Source organism: Streptomyces sp. x-19, assembly GCF_046549115.1.
GTDB classification, from domain to species: Bacteria; Actinomycetota; Actinomycetes; order Streptomycetales; family Streptomycetaceae; genus Streptomyces; species Streptomyces albulus_C.
Genome location: NZ_JAJPWK010000033.1, coordinates 45,505 through 69,107, shown reverse-complemented (window position 1 = coordinate 69,107; position 23,603 = coordinate 45,505). Strand labels below are relative to the sequence as shown.

The following is a 23,603-nucleotide window of genomic DNA, read 5'->3' as shown; positions in this document are numbered from 1 at the left end:
CCGCCCTCTTCGACGTGCCGCTGGAGACCGTCTACGAGTGGCGCAAGAAGCGCACCGGCCCGCCCGGATTCCGCGTCGGCAAGCACGTCCGCTACGACCCCGCCGCTGTGCACGCCTGGACCGAGGCACTCATGGCCGCCGACGCAGCCGCCTGACCCACACCACCGGCCCGAACTCACCCAGAGGGGGCGGGGCCACCTGGCCCCGCCCCCTCTCACTTCCCGGAGAACCCACACATGGCAGGCCACATCCAAGACCGCTGGTACAAGACCGGGCCCGGCCCCGACGGCAAGCCCCGCCGCGTCAAGACCGACCGCCACGGCACCGGCATGCGCTACCGCGCCCGCTACGTCGGACCCGACGGCACCGAGAAGTCCCAGAGCTTTCCCGACGGTAAGAAGCGTCTCGCTGAGCAGTGGCTCAGCCATATCGAGGCGGACATGTCGCGGGGGCAGTACATCGACCCCCACAAGACCAAGACCACCTTTCAGCAGTACGCGGAGAAGTGGCTGCGCTCAGCGGCTGAGGACCCGAATACGGAAGCGTCGATGACCTCCCAGCTCAGGCTGCACGCCTTCCCGTACATCGGATCGCGCCCCCTTGGTTCGTTCCGACCGGAGCACATCCGGGACTGGAAGCAGGACATGAAGGAAAACGGCGTGACCGGGGCGTACGCCCGGACCATCTACTCGAATGTGCGCGCTGTGCTGAGTGCCGCGGTTGACGACGAGTACCTGTCACGCAATCCGTGCTCCGCCCGTTCGGTGAAGGCCCCTGAAGTGGAGCGGAAGCGCGTCGTGCCGTGGATGCCGGAGCGCGTATTCAGCGTCCGGGAGGGGATGCCGGAGCGCTTTCAGGCAATGGTGGATCTCGGAGCTGGCTGCGGACTCCGGCAGGGGGAGATTCTGGGCGTCGCCGTGAGCGCCATCGACTTCGAAACCGAGACCCTGCACGTCGTACGCCAGCTCAAGCTGAGCCGCAGCAAGCCCGTTCTCGCACCGCCCAAGGGTGGCAAGCTCCGGGATGTGCCGCTCCCCGGGCCGGTCGCTGACATCTTGCGGGCGCATATGAAGCGGTTCCCGCCGGTAGAGATCACTCTGCCGTGGAAGACGGTGGACGGACCGAAGGTCACAGAGCGCCTGATCTTCACCGGGCCCATGGGGAATCACGTCTGGCGGACATCTCTGAACGAGGAAGCGTGGAAGCCCGCCCTCGTGACGGCCGGCGTCATCTCCGATCGCGAGAGCAGGGCTGAGAACTACCCGGCGGCCCGCGAGCACGGCATGCATGCCCTGCGGCACTTCTACGCGTCGGCGCTGCTGGACGGCGGAGAGAACATCAAGGCGGTGAGCGAGTACCTGGGACACAGCGATCCCGGGCTGACGCTCAGGGTCTACGCGCACCTGATGCCGAGCAGCCAGGAGCGCACCCGGAAGGCCATCGCGACGGTCTACGACAAGGCCCCAAAAGCTGCCTGACGGCCCACAGACGGCCCCAGGCACGGATCATGCCCTCTACCGACAGGAAAGATGCAGGTAGAGGGCATGATCACGGGGAATTACTTCTTCTTGCCCTGGTTCTTCACGGCCTCGATGGCGGCCTTGGCGGCCTCCGGGTCGAGGTAGGTGCCGCCGGGGGTGAGGGGGCGGAAGTCGGCGTCGAGCTCGTAGGAGAGCGGGATGCCGGTGGGGATGTTCAGGCCGGCGATGTCGGCGTCCGAGATCTGGTCGAGGTGCTTGACCAGGGCGCGGAGGCTGTTGCCGTGGGCGGCGACCAGCACCGTGCGGCCGGCGAGCAGGTCCGGGACGATGCCGTCGTACCAGTACGGCAGCATGCGGGTGACGACGTCCTTGAGGCACTCCGTCCGCGGGCGGAGCTCCGGCGGGATCGACGCGTAGCGCGGGTCGCCGGACTGGGAGAACTCGGCGCCGTCCGCCAGCGGGGGCGGCGGGGTGTCGTACGAGCGGCGCCAGAGCATGAACTGCTCCTCGCCGAACTCGGCCAGGGTCTGCGCCTTGTCCTTGCCCTGGAGCGCACCGTAGTGGCGCTCGTTCAGCCGCCAGCTGCGGTGGACGGTGATCCAGTGCCGGTCGGCGGACTCCAGGGCGAGCTGCGCGGTGCGGATGGCGCGCTTCTGGAGGGAGGTGTGGACGACGTCGGGGAGCAGGCCGGCCTCCTGGAGCAGCTCTCCGCCGCGGACCGCCTCCTTCTCGCCCTTCTCGTTGAGGTTGACGTCCACCCAGCCGGTGAACAGGTTCTTCGCGTTCCACTCGCTCTCGCCGTGGCGGAGCAGGATCAGCTTGTACGGTGCGGTGGCCATGCCGTCGAGCGTAATCGACGCCGGGGAGTGGGCCGGCGCGCGGCCGTCACCTGCACGGACGCGCGGGCGGGGTGGGTGGCGACGTTTGACGCTTCCGGTCAATCGAGTGGTTGGCCGGCCGTTCGGTTCGTAGTGTGCGCATGACGCTTGTGCCACTTACCGCGTCGTCCGGTCACCACACCGTCCCGTCACCGCGCCGAGCTGCCCTTCGGTGACGGGCGACCGTCAGGGGGAATGTCATGCCTGCGTCCAGTGTCGAATCCTCGCCCCGGGGCCTGGCCCGGGTCCGGCGGGCCGCCGTGGCGAGCGTCTCCGGTCTGCCCCGGCAGTTCTGGTGGCTGTGGACCAGCACGCTGGTCAACCGGCTGGGCTCCTTCGTCGCCACCTTCCTGGCCCTCTACCTCACCGTCGAGCGCGGCTACTCGGCCTCGTACGCGGGGCTGGTCGGCGCCCTGTACGGGCTGGGCGGGGTGATCTCGTCGGTGGGTGCGGGGGTGCTCACCGACCGGCTCGGGCGGCGGCCGACGATGCTCGTCGCGCAGGTGGCCACGGCGGCTTCGGTGGCGCTGCTGGGGTTCATGACCGATCCGGTGGCGATCGCCGTGGTGGCCGGCCTGGTCGGCATGGCGAACAACGCCTCGCGGCCCGCGGTGCAGGCGATGATGGCGGACATCGTCGCGCCCGAGGACCGGGTCCGCGCCTTCTCCCTGAACTACTGGGCGATCAACCTCGGCTTCGCGGTGTCCTCCAGCGCCGCCGGCCTGATCGCCGAACACGGCTATCTGGCGCTCTTCTTGGGCGAGGCCGGGCTCGTGCTGGCCTGTGCGCTGGTGGTCTTCTTCAAGCTTCCGGAGTCCCGTCCGCAGGCGGTCGGGGCCGCGGGCGCCCCGGCGGACGCGGCCGGCGCCCCGCGAGTCTCGATGCTGACCGTGCTGCGCGACGGCCGGTTCATGACCGTCGTCGGACTGAACCTCCTGCTGGCGCTGCTCTTCCAACAGGCCTACGTCTCGCTGCCGGTGTCGATGGGTCAGGACGGTTTCTCCAGCGTCGACTTCGGGATGGTGATCGCGGTGAACGGGGTGCTGATCGTGCTGTTGCAGATCCCGGTCACCCGCTTCATCGAGCACCGCAGCCCGGCGGCGCTGCTGATCGGTTCGGCGCTGCTGGCCGGCTACGGCTTCGGGTTGACGGCGCTGGCCGGCTCGGTGGCCCTGTACGCGGTCGCGGTCACCGTGTGGACCCTCGGCGAGATCGTCAACTCGCCGACGCAGATGGGGTTGGTGGTCCGGCTGTCCCCGCTGCACGGCCGCGGCCGCTACCAGGGCATGTACGCGCTGTCCTGGTCCGTGGCCTCGCTGGCCGCCCCGCTGCTGGGCGGCACGGTCATCGACCACTACGGCGCCGATGTGCTCTGGGCCGGCTGCGCGGCCGTCGGCACGGTGGCCGCGGTGGGGTACGGGCTGCTGCTGCGGAATCTCCCGGAGCGGACGGCCGTGGTCGACGGCGCCGGGCCGAAGGCCGGTGCGCTCCCCGTCGCCGACGAGCGGGCCGACGGTGGGCGGGCCGCCTCCGTACCGTCGAACTCCTAGCCCCGCGCGACGCGTCCGCCGGCGCGCCGCACCGGACGCCGTCGGCCGGTGGGTGGCCGGCACCGGGTCCCGTGCGCCGCGCCGCGGGCCGGGCGTCAGGCGTCCGCGTCGCCGCGCGTCAGCCGTTCGAAGGCCGCGAGGTTGCGGGTGGACTCGCCGCGCGACACGCGCCAGGCGTACTCCTTGCGGATCGCCGAGGCGAAGCCCATCTCCAGGAGGGTGTTGAAGCTGCCGTCGGCGTTCTCCAGGACGGTGCCCAGGAGCCGGTCCAGTTCGTCGGGGGTGACGGCGGCCAGCGGGAACTTGCCGACGAGGTAGACGTCGCCGAGCGCGTCGAGCGCGTAACTGACGCCGTAGAGGCGGGTGTTGCGCTCCAGCAACCAACGGTGGACGGCCTCGTGGTTCTCGTCCGGCCGGCGCACGACGAAGGCGTTGAGGGAGAGCGAGTGCCGGCCGACGACCAGCGAGCAGGTGGTGGCGAGCTTGCGGGTGCCGGGCAGCTTGACGACGTACGTGCCGGCGGCCGGCGACTCCCATTCCAGGCCCGCGTCCGCAAGGGTGCGCTCGATCACCGCACCGGCGTCCGTCGCCTGCCGCTCGCCCGCGGGGGGCCGCCGTTCCTCACCCATGCAGTGATCGTAGGTGACGGCGGCGCTCCTGCATCGCGGCGGTGTAGACGTCGGCGGTCGCGGTGGCGGCGGTGTCCCACCCGAAGGATTGGGCTTGCCGGGCCGCGGCGGCTCCCATCCGGGTGGCCAGCGACGGGTCGTCGAGGAAGCGGCGCAGCGCCCGGGCGTAGTCGGCCGGGTCGTGGCCGGCGACCAGGAAGCCGCTGACGCCGTCCCGCACCGCCACCGGCAGCCCGCCGACCGAGGCCGCGACGACCGGGGTGCCGCACGCCTGCGCCTCGATCGCCACCAGCCCGAACGACTCGCTGTACGACGGCATGACCAGCACGGACGCGGCGCGGTACCAGTCGGCGAGCTGCTCCTGACCGACCGGCGGGCGGAACCGCACCAGATCGGCGATGCCCAGCCGGGCCGCCAGCTTCTGCAGGCCCTCGGGCTTGGCCAGGCCGCTGCCGCTGGGCCCGCCGACCACCGGGACCACCAGCCGGGAGCGCAGCGCGGGGTCCGCGTCGACCAGCGCGGCGGTGGCGCGCAGCAGGATGTCGGGGGCCTTCAGCGGCTGTATGCGGCCGGCGAAGAGCGGGATGACCGCGTCCTGCGGCAGCCCGAGGCGGTCCCGGGCGGCGGCCCGGCTGGCCGCGACGTCGCCGGCGCCGTGCTCCGCCAACGGTCGGAAGCGGTCGAGGTTGACGCCGGGGTGGACCACCGCGACCTTGCCGGGATCGGCGTCGTAGTGCCGGACCAGCTCGTCGGCCTCCTCGGCGGTGTTGGCGATCAGTCGGTCGGCGGCCTCGACGATCTGGGTCTCGCCGATCACCCGGGCGGCCGGCTCGGGGGCGTCGCCGACGGCCAGCGCGGCGTTCTTCACCTTCGCCATGGTGTGCATGGCGTGCACCAGCGGGACCCGCCAGCGGTCCGCGGCCAGCCAGCCGACGTGGCCGGAGAGCCAGTAGTGGGAGTGCACCAGGTCGTAGTAGCCGGGGCGGTGGCCCGCCCACGCCTGCATCACGCCGTGCGTGAAGGCGCACAGCTGGGCCGGCAGCTCCTCCTTGGCGAGACCCTCGTACGGGCCCGCGGCGACGTGCCGCACCAGCACGCCGGGGGCCAGCTCGACGGCGGGCGGCAGGGCCGCGGTGGTGGCCCGGGTGAAGATCTCCACCTCGATGCCGAGCGAGGCGAGCTTGCGGGCCAGCTCGACGATGTAGACGTTCATCCCGCCGGCGTCGCCGGTGCCGGGCTGGTGCAGCGGGGAGGTGTGCACGCTGAGCATCGCCACGCGGCGGGGGCGGCGGGCGCCGGGCAGGCGCAGCCGCGACGGGCCCGCGAACTGCCCCTGCCGGCTGCGGAGCCTGGACACGTATTGGCTCACTGCGAGCTACCTCCTAGGCGGGGCGGGTGACGCGCCTCCGCCCCCCTCCAACAACGCCGGACCGCCATCCATTTCCGTCCGGGCGGCCGTCTTCGGTTTTTCTTCGAGTTTCCTGCGGGTTTTCTTCGGACTTCCTTCGGGTTCTTCGCGTTCGCTTCGGTCTTCTGCGTGGCTGCCGTCGCACTTTGCCAAAACATGACCGCTTTCCGCGGGGCGGCCCGGGTCGGGACAGCCGGCCGGCCCTGCCCCGGGACCCCATACCCTCGATGCATGGCCCGCCGCTCCCCCGTTTCCGCCTCCCGCACCGCCGCCGTACCGGCCCCCACGCCGTCCCGCCCGGTCGGAAACGCCACCCGCGGCACCACCAACCCCAACCGGCTGCGCCGCATGGACCGCTGGATCGCCGCCGAGCACGGTGCGCCACTGCGCCGCGCCGCCGACCCGGTCGCGGTCGACCTGGGCTACGGCGCCGCGCCGTGGACCGCGCTGGAGCTGCTCGGGCGGCTGCGCACGGTGCGGCCCGACGCCCGGGTCGTCGGCGTCGAGATCGATCCGGCCCGGGTCACCGCCGCCCTGCCGTACGTCCGCGCCGGGCTGGACTTCGTCCACGGCGGCTTCGAGGTGCCGCTGCCCGGTCGGCCCGGCCGCGCCCCGGTCCTCATCCGGGCCGCGAACGTGCTGCGCCAGTACGACGAGGACGAGGTCGCCGCCGTCTGGGCACGGCTGTGCGCGCGGCTGGCACCCGACGGGCTGCTGGTCGAGGGCACCTGTGACGAGATCGGGCGGCGCCACGTCTGGGTCGCGCTCGGCCCCGAGGGCCCCCGCACGGTCACCTTCGCGACCCGTCTCGGCTCCCTCGACACCCCCTCCGACCTGGCCGAACGGCTTCCCAAGGCGTTGATCCACCGCAATGTGCCGGGCGAGCCGGTGCACGCCTTCCTGCGCGACTTCGACCGGGCCTGGGCGAGCGCCGCGCCGCTCGGCGCGCTGGGTGCCAAGCAGCGGTGGCGGGCCGCGGTGGCCGCCCTGGCGGCGGACTGGCCGCTGGCCGGGGACCCGCGCCGCCGGCGTCAGGGCGAGGTCACGGTGCGGTGGGAGGCGCTGGCGCCGCGCGGCGGCTGACCGCTGCGCACGGCCGGCGGGCGCACCGCGCGCTCCCGGCAGCCGGCCCCTAGGAGACGCTGCCCGCCGGAACCGCCGCGCCGGCCGCCAGCCGGCGCAGCCGGGTCTCGGAGGGCGAGCCGGGGGACGCGGTGTACGTCACCAGTACCTGGTCCGGGTCCGCGCCCAGCCGGAAGCTCTCGAAGGTGACGGTCAGCTCACCGACCGCCGGGTGCCGCATCCGCTTGGTGCCGCGCAGGCACTCGCGGACGCCCTGCGCCGCCCACATCCGGCGGAACTCCGGGCTGCCGGCGAGGAGTTCGTTCACCACCTCGCAGATCCGCGGGTCGTCCGGGTGCCGCCCGCTGTCGGCGCGGAGGTTGCCGACGATCTCCTCGGCCTTCGCCTCCCAGTCCGGGTAGACCTCCCGGGCCGCCGGTTCGAGGAAGACCAGCAGGGCGGTGTTGCGCCGCGCGGGGTCCAGCGCTTCGAGGTCGAGGGAGAGCCGGCCGCCGGCGTCGTTCCACGCCAGGACGTCCAGTCCGCGGCCCAGCACCACGGCGGCCACCGCGGGGTCCATGGCGGTCAGCAGCTGGCGGATCTCCGGCCGCACGGTCTGGGCCGGTCCCGGCACGCAGCACGCCGGGCCCCCGGCGGGCCGCCGGCGCGGCACCGCGACGTTCCGCAGGTACGTCACCTCGCCGTCCGACAGGCGCAGCGCCCGCGCGATGGCGTCCAGGACGGAGTCGGAGACGGCGGGCGCCCGGCCCTGCTCGACGCGGGTGTAGTAATCCACGCTGATCCCGGCGAGCTGGGCGACCTCCTCGCGCCGCAGGCCGCGCACCCGGCGCCGGCCGAACCCGTCGGGCAGGCCGACCTCGCCCGGGTCGAGCGCGGCACGGCGCGCCTTGAGGAAGGCACTGATCTCGATTTCCCCGTGCAGCATCACTCCAGTATGCGCCGGTCGGCGCGGTGGGTGACGCGGCGGCGGTCAGCCCGCCCCGCCGGGCACCGGGCCGGGCGGGGGCACCGCGCCCAGCAGGGCCGGCACCAGGTCCTTGTCGTGGTCCTGGGTGAGCAGGTCGCGGGCCGTGTCCGGCGGCACCCACAGCAGCCGGTCCACCTCCCGGTTGGGCAGGAACCCGCCGCCGGTGGCCTCGGCGGCCCAGTAGCGGACCTCCTTGGGGCGGCCGCCGACCCGGTAGTGGACGGTCGGCAGCTCCGGCCCGGGCGCGCAGGTCATCCCGGTCTCCTCCAGCACCTCGCGCAGCGCGCCCCGCAGCGCGTCCTCCCGGGGCTTCAGCTTTCCCTTGGGGTGCGACCAGTCGTTCCACTTCGGCCGGTGCACCAGGGCCAGCTCGATCCCGCCGGTCGCCGCCCGGCGCCACAGCACGCAGCCCGCGGCCCGGATCGGCCCGGCCACCGGTGTCCGCGCGCCGGCCGCGCCGCCGCCCTTGCCGCTCGTCGTCCTGCCCATCGTCCGCCTCCCCCGCTCAGCCGGTGCGCTCGGCGGTCGGGCCGGGCAGCCACGCCCGGCCGAAGGCGTACCGCGCCGCCTCGACCTCGTGGCGCTGGTCCGCGTGGAGCACGCCCAGCGCGTACGCGGTGGCGGGCGCGATCCGCGGGGTGCGGGCCGCCGAGGCGGCCGCGGCGGCGGCCTCGGCGGCGTCCCGGTGGAGTTCCAGGGCCCGGCCGGACGCGGTCAGTCGCGCCTCGATCGCCTCGGGGGCGATCACCTCCTGGGCGTAGTGGCTCAGCCGGACCAGCAACCGCACCTGGTGCCAGGGCGCGTCCTGGTGGTGGCCGGCGGCGAGTCCGGCGGCGTTGTACGGGTGGCCGGCGCGGGCCAGCGGCAGGGCGGCGACCGCCTCGGCGAGCCGTCGGTGCGCCTGTTCGGCGAGCGGCGGCAGCACCTCCCCGGCGGACACCTCGCGGGCCCGGCGGGCCAGCGGCGCCTCGGAGGCGAGCACCGCGACGGCGTCCGCGACGGCGTGGAAGCGGGACGAGCCGAGCGCCTGGAGGGCCGCGGAGTGCGCCCGGGTGCGGGCCAGGGTGAGCTGCCGGTCGAGCAGCGCACCGGCCCGGGCGGCCCCGGCGGCGAGCGCGCCCTCCGCGTCCGGCTCGGTGGCGGCGGCCGGGACGGTGGCGGTGGCGACGCTGCCGGTCGCGGCCGGACGGCCGTCCCGGGCACTGCGGGCGCCGCGTCCGCCCCGGCCGCCGCGCTCCGCCGGCCGCTCGATCCGCTCGACCCGTCCGGTGAGCCGCTGCAACGCCCCCATGAGCCGGTCGCGGCGCGCCGTGCACGCCTGCTCGCGGGCCAGGGTGCCGCTCAACCAGCCGAGTTCGGAGCGGAGTTGGTCGGCCCAGACCTCTTCGGTCAGCGGCCGGAAGGTGTGCAGGGTGGCGCTGATCCGGCGGGCGGCGCGCCGCAGTTGCCGGGCCGCCTCGTCGGCGACGGTCGCGTCCGGGCCGGCCTCCCGGTGGAGCCGCAGGCTGCGCAGGAACTCCGCGGCGTGCCAGTGCAGGTAGCCGGCCAGCACCTCCTCGGCGGTCCGCCCCACGGGCCCGACTGCGGTGCCGTCCCCGGGGCCGCGGGGCACCCCGACGGCGGCGTGCGCCTCCCCCCGGTCGACCCCGTCGTCCGCCCCGTGGTGCGGCGTCTCCCCGTACGCACCGTCGCCGTAGGCCCCGTCCCCGTACACACCGTCCCCCGGCCCGTCCACTACTGCTGCTCCTGCTGCGCGGGCCCCCGGCGTCCGGCCGGGCTCGTATCCCATTCCGATTCCGCTTCCCGTGCCGGTACCGAGGAGACCGGGCCACGGCCCCCCGGCCGGCTGGTCATGTCGCTGGGCCACGCCGGCGCCTCCGGGCGTCGATGAGCATTTCCTGTACGTTCCGCAGCGGTGTGCCGTCCGCGTCCACCGCGTGCCGGGTCCAGTCGCCGTCCGGGCCCAGGTGCCAGGACGAGGTGGAGTCCGACGTCCCCGTTTCCAGCAGCCGGTTCAGGGCCGCCCGGTGGGCCGGGTCGGTGACCCGCACCAGCGCCTCGATCCGCCGGTCGAGGTTGCGGTGCATCATGTCGGCGCTGCCCAGCCACACCTCGGGTTCGCCGCCGTTGCCGAAGGCGAAGACCCGGGAGTGCTCCAGGAAGCGGCCGAGGATGCTGCGGACCCGGATGTGCTCGCTCAGCCCGGGGACGCCGGGGCGCAGCGCACAGATGCCGCGCACCCAGACGTCGACCGGGACCCCGGCCTGGGAGGCCCGGTAGAGCGCGTCGATGACCGCCTCGTCGACCATCGAGTTGACCTTGATGCGGACGTAGGCGGGGCGGCCCGCCCGGTGGTGCGCGGCCTCCTTGTTGATCCGCTGGATCAGCCCGTCGCGCAGCGAGGTGGGCGCCACCAGCAGTCGGCGGTAGGTCTCCCGCCGGGAGTAGCCGCTGAGCCGGTTGAAGAGGTCGGAGAGGTCGGCTCCCACCTGGGGGTCCGCGGTCAGCAGCCCCAGGTCCTCGTACAACCTGGCCGTCTTGGGGTGGTAGTTGCCGGTCCCCACGTGGGAGTAGCGGCGCAGGGTCTCGCCCTCCTGGCGGACCACCAGGGACAGCTTGCAGTGCGTCTTGAGCCCCACCAGGCCGTAGACGACGTGACAGCCGGCCTCCTCCAGCTTGCGGGCCCATTTGATGTTGGCCTGCTCGTCGAAGCGCGCCTTGATCTCCACCAGGACCAGCACCTGCTTGCCGGACTCCGCGGCGTCTATCAGGGCGTCCACGATCGGCGAGTGGTCGGAGGTGCGGTACAGGGTCTGCTTGATGGCGAGGACGTTCGGGTCGGCGGCGGCCTGCTCCAGGAACGCCTGCACGGAGGTGGAGAACGAGTCGTAGGGGTGGTGCAGCAGCACGTCGCGGGCGCGCAACGCGGCGAAGACGTCGGGAGCGGACGCCGACTCCACCTCCGCCAGGTCACGGTGGGTGCCCGCCACGAACTTGGGGTACTTCAGCTCCGGCCGGTCCAGCGCCCCTATGCCGAACAGTCCGGTCAGGTCGAGCGGGCCGGGCAGCGGGTAGACCTCGGCCTCGGAGACCTTCAGCTCCTGGACCAGCAGGTCCAGGACGGCCGGGTCGATGGTCTCCTCGACCTCCAGGCGGACCGGGGGCCCGAAGCGCCGCCGCATCAGCTCCTTCTCCAGGGCCTGGAGGAGGTTCTCGGCGTCGTCCTCCTCCACCTCCAGGTCCTCGTTGCGGGTCACCCGGAACATGTGGTGCGCCCGCACCTCCATCCCCGGGAACAGCTCCTCCAGGTGGGCGGCGATCACGTCCTCGATGGGCACGTACCGCTGCGGGGACGCCTCCAGGAAGCGCGAGAGCAGCGGGGGCACCTTCACGCGCGCGAAGTGGTCGTGCCCGCTGACCGGGTTGCGCACGACCACGGCGAGGTTCAGCGACAGCCCGGAGATGTACGGGAAGGGGTGCGCCGGGTCGACCGCCAGCGGCGTCAGCACCGGGAAGATCTGCTGCCGGAACAGCGTGAACAGCCGGGCCTGCTCCTTCTCGGTCAACTCCGGCCAGCGGATCAGGTGAATGCCCTGGTCAGCGAGTTCCGGAGCGATGTCCTGCTGGAAGCAGGCGGCGTGCCGCGCCATCAGCTCCCGGGAGCGGGTCCAGATCTGGTCCAGCACCTCCCGGGGCTGGAGTCCGGACGCGGAGCGGGTGGCGACCCCGGTGGCGATCCGTCGCTTGAGGCCGGCGACCCGGACCATGAAGAACTCGTCCAGGTTGCTGGCGAAGATCGCGAGGAAGTTCGCCCGTTCGAGAAGCGGGGTGGCCGGGTCCTCGGCCAGCTCCAGCACCCGCTCGTTGAACGCCAGCCAGCTGCGCTCCCGGTCCAGGAAGCGCCCGCTGGGCAGCTCCTCGCCGTTCGCACCCGGGACGCCGCGGTCCTCGTAGGCGTCCGGATCGGCGTCCAGGTCGGGCTCCAGCCCGGAGACCGCGCGGCGGACGGCGTGCGGGCGGTGCGCGGCGATCGAGCCCACCGACGGCTGCACCGAGGGCTGCTGCACCGAGGAGCCCGCCGCCCTCGGCGCTTCCTGGGGCGGCATCTCGGGCTGGGCCGGGGCCTGAGCGCTGCGCTGCTGGTTCATGTCCTTATTCTTCCGCGCTCTGGCGCTTCCAGGCGCGTCAGGAGGCGGCGGCGCGAGGGCGATTTCGAGCCGCGGGTTCGGGACGTTCGGCACAGCGGGCTGCATTCAGTGATGCTTGCAAGCGATATTGAATCGCCGGTAACGGGGACATGGCGACCAGGCAAGCGGGGAACCACCCCCGGGTGGTGCGCCGGGGCCGCACCGCCCTCGATCTTCACACCCGCCAACCCGGGCGAAGCGCCCGAAGCCGGGCCGACGCCGCCGACGCATCCGCGAAAGTCCGCTGCGCGGCCCGCCCCCGCTCCCTACGCTAAGCGCGTGCTCAGACCTTCCGTGCCACCCATACCGCCCCTGCCCCCGCTCCCGTTCACCCCCGACTACCCGCTGCGGACCGAGCGGCTGGACCTGCGCCCCGTGCGCCACGACGACTTCGACGCCGTCTACGCCTACCAGCGTCGTCCCGAGGTCTGCCGTTACCTCTACTGGGGCCCGCACGACGAGGCCGGCTCGCGCGCCTCGGTCGCCGACAAGGTGACCCGCACGACGCTCCGGGAGTCCGGCGACTTCCTCCAGCTCGCCGTCGTCCACCACGAGAGCGGCGTCCTGGTCGGCGACGTGACCTTCGTCTACACCCACCGCGAGCACCGCCAGGCCAGCATCGGCTACGTCTTCAACCCCGACCACGCCGGCCACGGCTACGCCACCGAAGCCTCCCGCGCGCTGCTGGCGCTGGGCTTCGAGGAGCTCGGACTGCACCGCATCCAGGCCGAGTTGGATGCCCGCAACACCGCCTCCGCCAGGCTGCTGGAGCGCCTGGGCATGCGGCGCGAGGCCCATCTGCGGGAGAACGAGTTCCTCGACGGCGAGTGGTCCGACGAGGCGGTCTACGCGATGCTTGCACGCGAGTGGCGCGCCCTGCGCGAGCAGCGCCCCCCGGCGTGACGACGACGGCGGGGCGGCCCCGAAGGCCCGCCCCGCCGCACCCCGCTCACCGACCGCCGCGCGCTCCCGCCGCGCCGGTCACGTCTCCGACCGGTACATCAGGTCCGTCTCGTGCGTGACGAACCCGAGCCGCTCGTAGACCGTCACCGCGGCGGTGTTGTCCGCGTCCACGTAGAGCATCGCGGTCGCCAGCCCCTGCGCCGACAGGTGCCGCAGCCCGATCGCGGTCAGCGCCTTGCCCAGGCCGCCGCCCTGCGCGCCCGGCCGCACCCCGAGGACGTAGACCTCGCCCAGGCCCTCCTCGGCGTGCACCTTCGTCCAGTGGAAGCCGACCAGCCGGCCGTCCCGCTCCGCGAGGAAGAAGCCCTTCGGGTCGAACCACGGCTCGCCCTTGCGGTCGTCGAGGTCACGCTGGGTCAGTGCGCCCTGCTCGGGATGGTGGGCGAAGGCTTCCGCGTTGACCTCCAACCAGGCCGCGTCGTCGGTGTCCGGCTGGAAGGTCCGCACCGTCACGCCCTCCGCCAGCGCCGGCTCCGGCAGGTCCAGGTCCGCCAGCGACCGCCGCATCTGCCGCAACTCCCGGAACATCGACAGCCCCAGCGTCTGCGCCAGGTGCCGGGCGGCCGGGTGCCCGCCGTGCGCCCACACCCGCAGCCGGCGCCCGGACTGCGCCAGCAGTTCGCCGCCCAGCGCCCGGCCGTGCCCGCGGCCGCGGTGACCCGGGTGGACGACCAGCTCGGCGGCCGGCGCCTCCACCGGGTCGGTGTCCTCCAGCTGCCCGTACCCGACCAGTTCCTCGCCGCCCTCCCCCGGCGCGAACACCAGCAGATGCCGCACGCCGTCCCGCCGGCCGCCCCGCAGTTGGAGCCGGCCCTGCTCGGACACGGCCGGTTGCCCGTCCGTCCGTGCGGCCCGTTCGATCAGCTCCAGGACGGCCGCGGCCCCGTCCGGCGCGAGCTCGTCGACCACCTGGATCCTGCGGCCGGTCCGACCCATCTCCTGTGCAGCGTCAGTCATGTCTGAAGCGTACGACGCGGTCGCGGCCGCACGCGGGTACCGCGGACGCCGGCGCGATCCCCACGGCCACCGGACGGCCACCGAGCCGTCACCGCGGACCCCTATCCCTCTACGCGCGTCGACAATATGCTGCCGTCCGCTCAGCACCATCCACGGAGGGGAACCATGCCACCTGCACCTCAACGGGGCCGTCTCGCCCGAAGATTGGCGGCCTGCGCGGCCGTGCTCGCCACCGCCACGGGCGTCGCCCTGACCGCCACCGCGCCGCCCGCCGGCGCCGACGGCGCCCGCCGCCCCGCCGGCACGGTCGACGTCCAGTTGCTCTCCTTCAACGACTTCCACGGCAACCTCGAACCGCCGCAGGGCTCCTCCGGCACCGTCGAGGAGCTCCAGGCCGACGGCACCAAGAAGACCATCCCGGCCGGCGGCGTCGAGTACCTGGCGCAGTCCCTGCGCACCGCCCGCAAGGGCCACCCCTACTCCGTCACCGCGGCGGCCGGCGACATGATCGGCGCCAGCCCGCTGCTGTCCGGCCTCTTCCACGACGAGCCGACCATCGAGGCGATGAACGGGCTCGGCCTCGACGTCACCTCCGTCGGCAACCACGAATTCGACGAGGGCCGCACCGAGTTGACGCGGATGCAGCGCGGCGGCTGCCACCCCAAGGACGGCTGCTACGAGAAGGGCAAGACCTTCCGGGGCGCGGACTTCCCGTACCTGGCGGCCAACGTCACCGACGACAGGACCGGCAAGCCGATCCTCAAGCCGTACACCGTCTGGCAGCACAAGGGTGTCAAGATCGGCTTCATCGGCGTGACGCTCAAGGGCACCCCGGACATCGTCAACGCCGACGGCGTCAAGGGCCTGACCTTCCACGGCGAGGTCGAAACGATCAACAAGTACGCCAAGGTCCTCGACCGCCAGGGCGTCAAGGCGATCGTCGCCCTCATCCACGAGGGCGGGATGCCCGCCTCCACGTCGTACAACGGCGACTGCGACAGCCCCGGTCCAGGGTGGGGGTCCCCCCGGTCGAGCGAAGCCGAGACTGGGGGAGGCATCTCGGGGCCGATCGTCGACATCGCCAAGCGCGTCAGCCCCCAGGTCGACGCCCTCGTCACCGGCCACACCCACCAGTCCTACACCTGCACCATCCCCGACCCGGCCGGCCACCCCCGCACGGTCACCTCGGCCGCGTCCTACGGCCGCCTCTACACCGACACCACCCTCACCTACGACCGCCGGAGCCACGACATCGTGCGCACCGCGGTCCACGGCCCGCACGCGGTCAACCACGTGGTGGACCGCACCCAGCCGAAGGCCACGGACATGACGTCCCTGATCGGCCGCTGGAACAAGCTGGCCGCCCCGATCGCCGACAAGCCCGTCGGCTACCTCTCCGCCGACATCAACGGCCGTGGCGCCGGCACCCCCGAGGAGCCCCTGGGCGACCTCATCGCCGACGCCCAGTTGGCGGCCACCCAGGACCCCGGCAAGGGAGGCGCCCAGCTCGCGCTGATGAACCCCGGCGGCATCCGCTCCGACCTCGCCTACAAGGCGTCGGGCGGCGAGGGCGACGGCGTCGTCACCTATGCCGAGGCGTTCACCGTCCAGCCGTTCACCAACATGACCAACGTCGTCGACCTGACCGGCGCCCAGTTGCTGACCGCCCTCCAACAGCAGGTCAGCGGCCCCAACGAGGCATCCCCCAAGATCCTCCAGATCTCGCATGGCCTCACCTACACGCTCGACATGACCAAGACCGGCGCCGCCCGCGTCGTCGCCGACTCCGTCAAGCTCGACGGCGCCGCCCTGGACCCCGCCAAGACCTACCGGGTCGCCATGAACGAGTTCCTGGCCGGCGGTGGCGACGGCTTCCCCGCCCTGAAGCAGGGCACCAACAAGTACGTCGGCCCGTCCGACCTGGACGCCCTCACCGCCTACCTCACGGCGCACTCCACCCCGACCAGCCCGCTGGCACCGCCCACAGCGGACCGGATCACGCTCGTGAAGTGACGCCCGCGCGGCCGTCGTCCCGCGGCCGGCGACGCCCCCGTACCGCGTGCGGGGGCGTCGCCGTCGGGAGTTGACGAGCCGGACGGCCGCCCGTCGGCGGACACGAACGAGGGGCGGCGGGACCCCACCAGCGTGTCTGACGGCGGTTCAGCGGCGTCCAAGGGCGCGGCAAGATTTCGCCAAGGACGGCGGGACGTCTTTCGCGTTCCTCACATTCCGCGGGCGGGACTTGCGCCGCCGGGTCCTGCTCGTGGTGGGATGTGCGGATGCGAACCCCCACACGCATAGCTTCACCCTCGTCCCCGCCCGCCCGTCCGACCGGCTCCGCCCCCGAGGCCGGCGACCGGCCCCACATAGCCGGCCGGCCGGACGATCCGCAGGGTGACACCCGAGAGCTGCCGTCGGTCAACTCCGGCAATCCGTACGCGGATCTGGCCTCGCTCGCCGATCCGGAGCCGGCCCCCGAGCCTCCCGGCGCCGCACCGGCGGACGCGGAGTACGCCCCGTCGCCGGCGCGACGCGGCTACCTCAACGAGCGGGACGCCACCGACGATCCGCTGGGCCTGGGCCTGCGCTCGGACGAGGACGACGAGGACGCCTGGGCGCCGCCGAACCACCGGAAGACGAGACGGGGCATCAGTCGCTTCGCGGCCGTGCCGCGCACCGTCAAGGCGCTGGTCGCCCTGGCGGCCTGCGCGGGAACGCTGGCGCTCGCCGACCGGTTCGCCGTGCTGTACGCGCAGAACAAGGCCGAGGAGCAGGTCAAGACCGCTCTGCACCTGCATGCCCGGCCCGAGGTGGACATCCACGGCTTCCCGTTCCTCACCCAGGTCTTGGACAAGCGGCTCGACCGGGTGGACGTGGTGATCCCGGACGTCGCCGCGGACCGGGTCTCGCTGGCGAAGGTGGCGGCCACCGCCCGGAACATCCAGCTCGACGGCGACCTGCCGTCCGCCATCAAGGGCGCCACCATCGGCCAGATGCACGGCAGCGTGCTGCTCGCCTTCGACGACATGAACCGCGAACTCGGCGCCTCGCAGGTCAAGTTCAGCGGGGTGGGAAACAACGGGGTACGCGCGGTCGGCGAGCTGCCGATCGCCGGGCACACCCTGCGGGTCCGGGCCGAAGCGCGCATCCAGCGCAACGGCGAGCGGGGGATCTCCACCGACATCGGGCAGATGCAACTGGACATCGGCGGCGTCGCGATCTACCGCCCGGGCACCGGCGAGGAGGAGGGCCTGCGGCTCACCCGCAAGGGCGCGGCCGAACTCAGCCGGCAGGCCGCCAAGGTCAAGTCCATGCTCAGCATCCCGGCCATCGCCGAGCGGATCGGCATCCCCAAGGAGTACATCGACGACGCCCTGCGCAGCGACGACAAGCTGCACGAGCTGATCGGTTCGCCGCGCTTCGTCCACCAGCTGATGAACGTCAACCTCGTCGACGTGGTGATGGACCACCCGTGGCTGCTCCAGAAGGTCGGCATCGACGCGAAGATGCTCGGCGCCCTCACCGAACTGACGAAGCCTCAGCTCGCCGACCGGCTGTCGCTCTCCTTCCAACTCCCCAAGACACCGGGTGACGTGCGGCTGCGCAACATCACCGTGGAGAGCGACGGCATCCACGCCGACCTGACCGGCTCGAACCTGCCGTTCGGCGACGCGGCGAAGGGGAAGTAGACCGGCGGGAACCGGCTCCCCGGCGGGCCCGCCGGGGAGCCCGGGCCTATCCCTCCGGCGTCCCCGGGCCCCCCGGCGCGGCGTCCGGCCCGGTCTCCCCCGGCGTCGCCGACCGGCCCGCCGCACCTCCCGCACCGGCCTCGCCCGCCGGCACGTCCGGGGGCGGCGTGGCCGCGCCCGGCAGGGTCAGCAGGGCCTCCGTGCCGCCGCCGGGGGCGTTCCGCAGGCGCACGCCGCCGCCGGACTGCTCGGCGGTGCGGGCCACGATGGACAGGCCCAGTCCGCTGCCGGGGAGGCTGCGGGCGGAGGGGGAACGCCAGAAGCGCTCGAAGACGTGCGGGAGTTCGTCCGGCGGGATGCCGGGACCGTGGTCCCGGACGGTCAGCGCGCCACCGGCCAACCGCACCTCGACCGTGCCACCGGACGGGCTGAACTTCACCGCGTTGTCGAGGAGGTTGACCACCGCGCGCTCCAGGGCGGCGGGCTCGGCCCGGACGTACCAGGGGGCGAGCTCGGCGGTGATGGTGAGGGACGGGCCGCGCAACCGGGCTCGTTCGAGGGCGGTGCCGACGGTGTCGTGGAGGGCGACCACCCGGAGGTCCGACGCGCTGCCGGAGCCCGTCTCCGGCGTGCGGGAGAGCACCTGGAGGTCGCCGATCAGCGCCGCCAGCTCGCCCATCTGGGCCTTCACCGAGGTGAGCAGGGCCTCCTTGTCGGCGGCCGGGATCGGACGGCCGGAGCGCTCGCTGCGCTCCAGCAGGTCGATGTTGGTCCGCAGCGACGTCAGGGGCGTGCGGAGCTCGTGTCCGGCGTCGGCGATGAGCTGCTGCTGGAGGTCGCGGGAGGCGGCCAGCGCGGCGGTCATCGCGTTGAACGACCGGGACAGCCGGGCGATCTCGTCCTCGCCGTCGGTGGGGATGCGGATGGTCAGGTCCTGGGTGCGGGCGACGTGCTCGACGGCGGCGGTCAGTCGGTCGACGGGCTTCAGGGCCGCCCGGGCCACCCACAGGCCGGCGGTCGCCGCGCCCAGCACCCCCACTCCGGCGACCACCAGCAGCACCAGCGCGAGCTGGTTGAGCGGGTCGGTGACCTGGTCCATCGGCGCGGCGACGGAGATCGCCAGCCGGTTGCCCTGGGCGTCGGCGATCGGGCCGCGGTAGGGGACGGTCGAGACCCGCATCGAGGCGCCGTGCTCGTCCTTGGTGGTGTGCACGGCGCTGGCCAGCCGCCCGTCGGCGACCGCCTGGTCCACGCGCTGTGCGGGGATGGACGCCTTGTTGGGCGAGGTGCAGACGTAGCCGCTGGGCGACACCAGCTGGATGGTGTACGGCGTGGGCTGGAAGCGGACGTTCAGCGGGCTGCCGGCGCAGAGCGCGCTGATCGCCTGGACGTAGTCGGAGTTCACCTCGACGGTGCTCAGGCTGGTGTCGAGCTGCTCGGTGAGCCGGTCGCGGGTGATCAACCAGCAGGCGGCCGCCGACAGCGCCACCGCGAAGGCGACCGCGACCGCGATGAGCAGCGCCAGCCGGGAGCGCAGCGGCAGTTGGTGGAACCTGGTCAGGCCGGACGCCGGCGGCGTGGCGTCGGGCCGCGCGGGGGCGTCGCCGGGGGCGCTCATTCCGCGCCGCCTTCCAGGCGCAGGACGTAGCCCACCCCGCGCACGGTGTGCACCAGCCGCGGCTCGCCGCCCGCCTCCGTCTTGCGGCGGAGGTACATCACGTACACGTCGAGGGAGTTCGAGGTCGGCTCGAAGTCGAAGCCCCAGACGGCCTTGAGGATCTGCTCGCGGGTGAGGACCTGCCGCGGATGGGCCAGGAACATCTCCAGCAGCGTGAACTCCGTGCGGGTCAGATCGACCGGGCGGTGGCCGCGGGTCACCTCGCGGGTGGCGAGGTTCATCCGCAGGTCGGCGAAGGTCAGCAGCTCGCTGTCGTCGGGCGGGACGGCGCCGGCCGCCGCGGCGTACGAGCTGCGGCGCAGCAGGGCGCGGATCCGGGCCAGCAGTTCGTCCAGCTCGAAGGGTTTGACGAGGTAGTCGTCGGCGCCGGCGTCCAGGCCGGTGACCCGGTCGCCGACGGTGTCCCTGGCGGTCAGCATCAGGATCGGGACGGTCACCCCGGACGCCCGCAGCCGGCGGGCGGCGGTCAGGCCGTCCATCCGCGGCATCAGCACGTCCAGCACGATCAGTTCGGGGTCGTAGGCGGCGACCTTCTCCACCGCGTCCAGCCCGTCGACGGCCTGCTCGGTTCCGTACCCCTCGAAGGCGAGCGAACGCTGCAGCGCCTCGCGGACCGCGGGCTCGTCGTCGACGATCAGGATGCGGGCGGGGTGATCACCGTGCTCGGCGGGGCTCATGTGCGTGACTACCTCGGGTTGCGTGACGGACGGCCGACTGGGCCTCTTCTGCTTCAGCCTGACACGGATGCCGCACCGGCGGACGCCCTGTGGACAACCGCCGCTGGCGGGCCGCCGCCCGGCGCCGGCCCCGTTTCGAAGGCGCCGTTCGGGCGGCCGCCCGGGTCCCGCGCGCAGGACGGCCGCCGCCCGCCCGGCCCGCGCGCGGGTCCGGTCAGACCCCGCTGTTGCTGCCGCCGCTGCCGCCGCCGCGCAGCGCGGCGAGGTCGGCCTTGACGGTGTTGATCGGTATCGCGAAGCCGAGGCCGACGCTGCCCGCCTGGCTGCTGTCGGAGGAACCCGGCGCGTACATGGCCGAGTTGATGCCGATGATCTGGCCCTGCATGTCGATCAGGGCGCCGCCGGAGTTGCCCGGGTTGAGCGCGGCGTCGGTCTGTATCGCCTTGTAGGTGGTCTTGGACGATCCGGTGTCGCCGTTGTACTGGTTGCCGCCGAACTCGAACGGCCAGCCACCGCCGCCACCGCCGCCGAAGAAGCCGCGGCCCTGACCCTGATCTTGGCCCTGCCCCTGGTCCTGGCCCTGGCCCTGGCTCTGGCCGTCCTCCTTGGGCACCGAGACGTCGCGGTTGAGCGCGGAGACGATGCCGCTGGTCACCGAGCCGGAGAGGCCCTCGGGCGAGCCGATCGCGACGACCGGGTCGCCGACCGCGAGCTTGCTGGAGTCGCCGAGCACCGCGTGGGTCAGGCCCTTGGCGCCGTCGACCTTGATCAGCGCCAGGTCCTTGTCCGGGTCGGTGCCGACGACCGTCGCGGTCTTCTTGCTGCCGTCGCTGAAGGTGACGCTCACCTTGCGGGTACCGGCCACCACGTGGTTGTTGGTGACGATCTCGCCGCTGCTGGTGATGACCACGCCGGAACCGGTGGACTGGCCGCCCTGCGTCCGCGCCTGGATCTCCACGATGGCCGGGCTGACCGCCTTGGCGACCCCGGCGACCCCGGAGCCGTTGCCGGTGTTCTGCCCGGCGTTGACGAGCGGGGTCGAGATGCCGCCGGAGGTGCCGCCCTGCTGGGTGGCGCCGGCGATGAGCGCCGCGCTGCCACCGCCGATCAGACCCGAGGCCAGTGCCACCGCCGCGATCAGCGCGATCGGCCGGCGGGCCCGGCGCCGCGGCTCCGGCGCACCGGCTCCGCCCTGGTCCGCCGCGCCCGGCCCGTACGGGGGCGGCGGCGGTACGTCGCCCCCGTACGCGCCGTGGCCGGTGCCGTGTTCGGTGCCGTAGGCGTACGGCCGGTCCTGGGGCATCTCTTCGCCGCTACGGCGGTAGCTCTCGGTCATGGTCACGACTCTGCGGCCGCTGCATGAGAACCGTCTGAGAACGCCCTGAGAGACCCAACAGAAGTGGGTATGCCCGGTATAAGGAAGCCCCCGCTTCGACGCTGCCGCGCCACCACGCTCCGCCTCGCGCCGTCCCCGGTGGGCGCGCCCGCCGGACGTGCGACGCTCAGCCCCCGCACCCGCAGGACCGCCGCACCACCAGCCGCGACGGGAACTGCCGCAGCCGCTCGCGGCGCGAACCGACCACCCGCAGGCCGTCGTCCAGCACCAGGTCGACGGCCGCCCGGGCCATCGCCTGCCGGTCCGAGGCGACCGTCGTCAGCGGCGGATCGGTGAGCCCCGCCTCCTTCACGTCGTCGAAGCCGGCCACCGCCAACTCGCCCGGTACGTCGATCCGCAGCTCGCGGGCGGCCCGCAGCACACCGATCGCCTGGTCGTCGGTGGCGCACATGATGGCCGGCGGCCGGTCCGGTCCGGCCAGCACCTCCAGCGCCACCCGGTAGGCGTCGTAGCGGTTGTAGGGCGCCTGGAAGTAGCGCCCCTCCGGCGTCCGCCCGGACTCCAGCATGGCCCGCCGCCAGCCCTCCACGTGGTCGGTGACCGGGTCGCCGGACTTCGGGGTCTCCTCGGTGCCGCCCAGGAAGGCGACGTACTCGTGGCCGTGCTCCAGGAGGTGCCGGGTCGCCAGCTGGGCGCCCCAGATGTCGTCGGTCATCACCGCGACGTCGTCGATGGCGTCCGGCCGGCGGTGCAGCAGCACCACCCGGGCGTCCCAGGCGTCGATCTCCGCGGCGGCGTGCTCGCTGGGGCCCTGGCTGATCAGGATCAGCCCGGCCACCCGCATCCCGAGGAACGCACGGAGGTAGTGCACCTCGCGCTCGTCGAGGTAGTTGGCGTTGCCGACCAGCACCATCTTGCCGCGCTCGGAGGCGGCCTGTTCGACGGCGTGCGCCATCTCCGCGAAGAACGGCTGCCGGGTGTCCGGCACGATCAGACCTATGAGGTCCGTGCGACGGGACGCCATCGCCTGCGCGACCCGGTCGGGTCGGTAGCCGAGCTCCTTGATCGCGGCGAGCACCCGCTCGCGCGTGGCCGGGGCGACCGGCCTCGGTCCGTTGTTGATGACGTAACTGACCACGGCGGTGGACGTCCCCGCCAGCTTTGCCACATCATCCCGCGTCACCTTGGCCACGCGCGGCAGTCTACGCGGGTGGTCCTACCGGCCGGCAGGCTGCGCGGGCGCGGATCCCGCACCCGGCGAGGCGGCCCTGGCGGGCGCCCGCCCGTCGGCCCGTTTGGCCCGTGCGCCGTCCTTCGCCGCCTTCGCGGTGTCCTCCTGCGCCTGGGCCTCCGCGGCCGCCCGCTCCACCTTCTCCGGCACCACGAAGCGGTAGCCGACGTTGCGGACCGTGCCGATGAGCGACTCGTGCTCGGGGCCGAGCTTGGCGCGCAGCCGTCGGACGTGCACGTCCACGGTCCGTGTACCGCCGAAGTAGTCGTAGCCCCACACTTCCTGGAGGAGCTGGGCGCGGGTGAAGACCCGACCCGGATGCTGCGCCAGGTACTTCAGCAGCTCGAACTCCTTGAAGGTCAGGTCCAGGACCCGGCCCTTCAGCTTGGCGCTGTAGGTGGCCTCGTCCACCGAGAGGTCACCGGTGCGGATCTCCGTGGGCCCGTTGTCGGTGGTGATCTGCTGGCGGCCCATCGCCAGCCGCAGGCGCGCCTCCACCTCGGCCGGCCCGGCGGTGTCCAGCAGCACGTCGTCGACGCCCCAGTCGGCGGTGACGGCGGCCAGTCCGCCCTCGGTCACCACCAGCACCAGCGGACAGCCGGGCCCGGTGGACCGCAGCAACTGGCACAGGGACCGCACGTGTGGAAGGTCTCGGCGGCCGTCGATCAGTATGACGTCGGCCCCTGGGGTGTCGATCAGGGCCGGGCCCTCGGCGGGGGCGACCCGGACGCTGTGCAGCAGCAAGCCGAGCGCCGGAAGCACCTCCGTCGACGGCTGGAGAGCGTTGGTCAGCAGCAGAAGCGAACTCACTTCCGACCACCTACCCGGTTTCCGACGAGCTTCATCCTGTGCGGCTCGCTGTCCTGCACACTTCGCTTGCCCATGACGT

20 protein-coding genes are annotated in these 23,603 nt (G+C 73.2%); 7 read left to right on the top strand and 13 right to left on the bottom strand.

Annotated elements, in window-relative coordinates; genetic code table 11:
- Both ACLJT4_RS38375 and ACLJT4_RS38370 read left to right on the top strand, forming a co-directional pair.
- Positions 1-155 (top strand): helix-turn-helix domain-containing protein (locus ACLJT4_RS38375; protein WP_411129692.1); only part of this gene is annotated, 155 nt, incomplete at its 5' end.
- Positions 156-236: 81 nt separating this feature from the next.
- Positions 237-1,478 carry a tyrosine-type recombinase/integrase gene (locus ACLJT4_RS38370; protein ID WP_411129690.1) on the top strand — a complete coding sequence of 414 codons (1,242 nt, stop codon included), beginning with the start codon at positions 237-239 and terminating at the stop codon, positions 1,476-1,478.
- 80 nt (positions 1,479-1,558) lie between these two features.
- Here ACLJT4_RS38370 and ACLJT4_RS38365 read toward each other — a convergent pair whose 3' ends face one another.
- The gene (locus ACLJT4_RS38365) at positions 1,559-2,320 is read right to left on the bottom strand and encodes a phosphoglyceromutase (protein ID WP_411129689.1); all 762 of its coding nucleotides are present in this window, start codon (positions 2,318-2,320) and stop codon (positions 1,559-1,561) included.
- A 239-nt stretch (positions 2,321-2,559) separates the two neighbouring features.
- Here ACLJT4_RS38365 and ACLJT4_RS38360 point away from each other — a divergent pair, with 239 nt between their 5' ends.
- The gene (locus ACLJT4_RS38360; protein ID WP_411129688.1) at positions 2,560-3,909 is read left to right on the top strand and encodes an MDR family MFS transporter; all 1,350 of its coding nucleotides are present in this window, start codon (positions 2,560-2,562) and stop codon (positions 3,907-3,909) included.
- 95 nt (positions 3,910-4,004) lie between these two features.
- Here the strand turns inward: ACLJT4_RS38360 and ACLJT4_RS38355 are convergent, their stop codons facing one another.
- Together ACLJT4_RS38355 and mshA are read right to left on the bottom strand one after the other, a co-directional pair.
- Positions 4,005-4,538 (bottom strand): YbjN domain-containing protein, encoded by a 534-nt coding sequence (locus ACLJT4_RS38355; protein ID WP_016578977.1) that lies wholly within the window; start codon positions 4,536-4,538, stop codon positions 4,005-4,007.
- Positions 4,531-5,907 (bottom strand): D-inositol-3-phosphate glycosyltransferase, encoded by a 1,377-nt coding sequence (gene mshA / locus ACLJT4_RS38350; protein WP_411129687.1) that lies wholly within the window; start codon positions 5,905-5,907, stop codon positions 4,531-4,533. Before mshA ends, ACLJT4_RS38355 begins: the two co-directional genes overlap by 8 nt.
- Before the next feature lie 270 nt (positions 5,908-6,177).
- Here mshA and ACLJT4_RS38345 point away from each other — a divergent pair, with 270 nt between their 5' ends.
- Entirely contained in the window at positions 6,178-7,029 is an 852-nt protein-coding gene (locus tag ACLJT4_RS38345) for a class I SAM-dependent methyltransferase (RefSeq protein ID WP_411129686.1), read from the top strand.
- A 49-nt stretch (positions 7,030-7,078) separates the two neighbouring features.
- On the opposite strand, the gene ACLJT4_RS38340 is transcribed toward ACLJT4_RS38345, so the two are convergent.
- The 4 genes from ACLJT4_RS38340 to ACLJT4_RS38325 form a co-directional block, all read right to left on the bottom strand.
- Positions 7,079-7,954: a helix-turn-helix transcriptional regulator gene (locus ACLJT4_RS38340; protein ID WP_411129685.1), complete on the bottom strand. Its 876-nt coding sequence runs from the start codon at positions 7,952-7,954 to the stop codon at positions 7,079-7,081.
- Between the two features lie 45 nt (positions 7,955-7,999).
- The gene (locus tag ACLJT4_RS38335) at positions 8,000-8,485 is read right to left on the bottom strand and encodes an NUDIX hydrolase (RefSeq protein WP_411129684.1); all 486 of its coding nucleotides are present in this window, start codon (positions 8,483-8,485) and stop codon (positions 8,000-8,002) included.
- A gap of 16 nt (positions 8,486-8,501) precedes the next feature.
- The gene (locus tag ACLJT4_RS38330; protein WP_411129683.1) at positions 8,502-9,785 is read right to left on the bottom strand and encodes a CHAD domain-containing protein; all 1,284 of its coding nucleotides are present in this window, start codon (positions 9,783-9,785) and stop codon (positions 8,502-8,504) included.
- A 61-nt stretch (positions 9,786-9,846) separates the two neighbouring features.
- A complete protein-coding gene (locus tag ACLJT4_RS38325) occupies positions 9,847-12,144 on the bottom strand; it encodes an RNA degradosome polyphosphate kinase (RefSeq protein ID WP_411129682.1) in 2,298 nt (765 codons plus the stop codon).
- Between the two features lie 318 nt (positions 12,145-12,462).
- Here ACLJT4_RS38325 and ACLJT4_RS38320 point away from each other — a divergent pair, with 318 nt between their 5' ends.
- Positions 12,463-13,086, top strand: a complete 624-nt coding sequence (locus tag ACLJT4_RS38320) for a GNAT family N-acetyltransferase (protein ID WP_411129681.1) — start codon at positions 12,463-12,465, stop codon at positions 13,084-13,086.
- 78 nt (positions 13,087-13,164) lie between these two features.
- Here ACLJT4_RS38320 and mshD read toward each other — a convergent pair whose 3' ends face one another.
- Positions 13,165-14,082 (bottom strand): mycothiol synthase, encoded by a 918-nt coding sequence (mshD, locus tag ACLJT4_RS38315; protein WP_103377279.1) that lies wholly within the window; start codon positions 14,080-14,082, stop codon positions 13,165-13,167.
- 186 nt (positions 14,083-14,268) lie between these two features.
- Here mshD and ACLJT4_RS38310 point away from each other — a divergent pair, with 186 nt between their 5' ends.
- Positions 14,269-16,116 (top strand): bifunctional metallophosphatase/5'-nucleotidase, encoded by a 1,848-nt coding sequence (locus tag ACLJT4_RS38310; RefSeq protein ID WP_411129680.1) that lies wholly within the window; start codon positions 14,269-14,271, stop codon positions 16,114-16,116.
- Positions 16,117-16,382: 266 nt separating this feature from the next.
- The gene (locus ACLJT4_RS38305; RefSeq protein WP_411129679.1) at positions 16,383-17,792 is read left to right on the top strand and encodes a DUF2993 domain-containing protein; all 1,410 of its coding nucleotides are present in this window, start codon (positions 16,383-16,385) and stop codon (positions 17,790-17,792) included.
- A gap of 46 nt (positions 17,793-17,838) precedes the next feature.
- Here the strand turns inward: ACLJT4_RS38305 and ACLJT4_RS38300 are convergent, their stop codons facing one another.
- The 5 genes from ACLJT4_RS38300 to ACLJT4_RS38280 form a co-directional block, all read right to left on the bottom strand.
- Entirely contained in the window at positions 17,839-19,410 is a 1,572-nt protein-coding gene (locus ACLJT4_RS38300) for a sensor histidine kinase (RefSeq protein WP_411129678.1), read from the bottom strand.
- Positions 19,407-20,147 (bottom strand): response regulator transcription factor, encoded by a 741-nt coding sequence (locus ACLJT4_RS38295; RefSeq protein ID WP_411129677.1) that lies wholly within the window; start codon positions 20,145-20,147, stop codon positions 19,407-19,409. Before ACLJT4_RS38295 ends, ACLJT4_RS38300 begins: the two co-directional genes overlap by 4 nt.
- 214 nt (positions 20,148-20,361) lie before the next feature.
- Positions 20,362-21,483, bottom strand: a complete 1,122-nt coding sequence (locus tag ACLJT4_RS38290) for a S1C family serine protease (RefSeq protein WP_411129676.1) — start codon at positions 21,481-21,483, stop codon at positions 20,362-20,364.
- Positions 21,484-21,649: 166 nt separating this feature from the next.
- Positions 21,650-22,675 carry a LacI family DNA-binding transcriptional regulator gene (locus ACLJT4_RS38285; protein WP_016573422.1) on the bottom strand — a complete coding sequence of 342 codons (1,026 nt, stop codon included), beginning with the start codon at positions 22,673-22,675 and terminating at the stop codon, positions 21,650-21,652.
- A gap of 24 nt (positions 22,676-22,699) precedes the next feature.
- Positions 22,700-23,524, bottom strand: a complete 825-nt coding sequence (locus tag ACLJT4_RS38280) for a winged helix-turn-helix domain-containing protein (protein WP_411129675.1) — start codon at positions 23,522-23,524, stop codon at positions 22,700-22,702.
- Between the last annotated feature and the right edge of the window lie 79 nt (positions 23,525-23,603).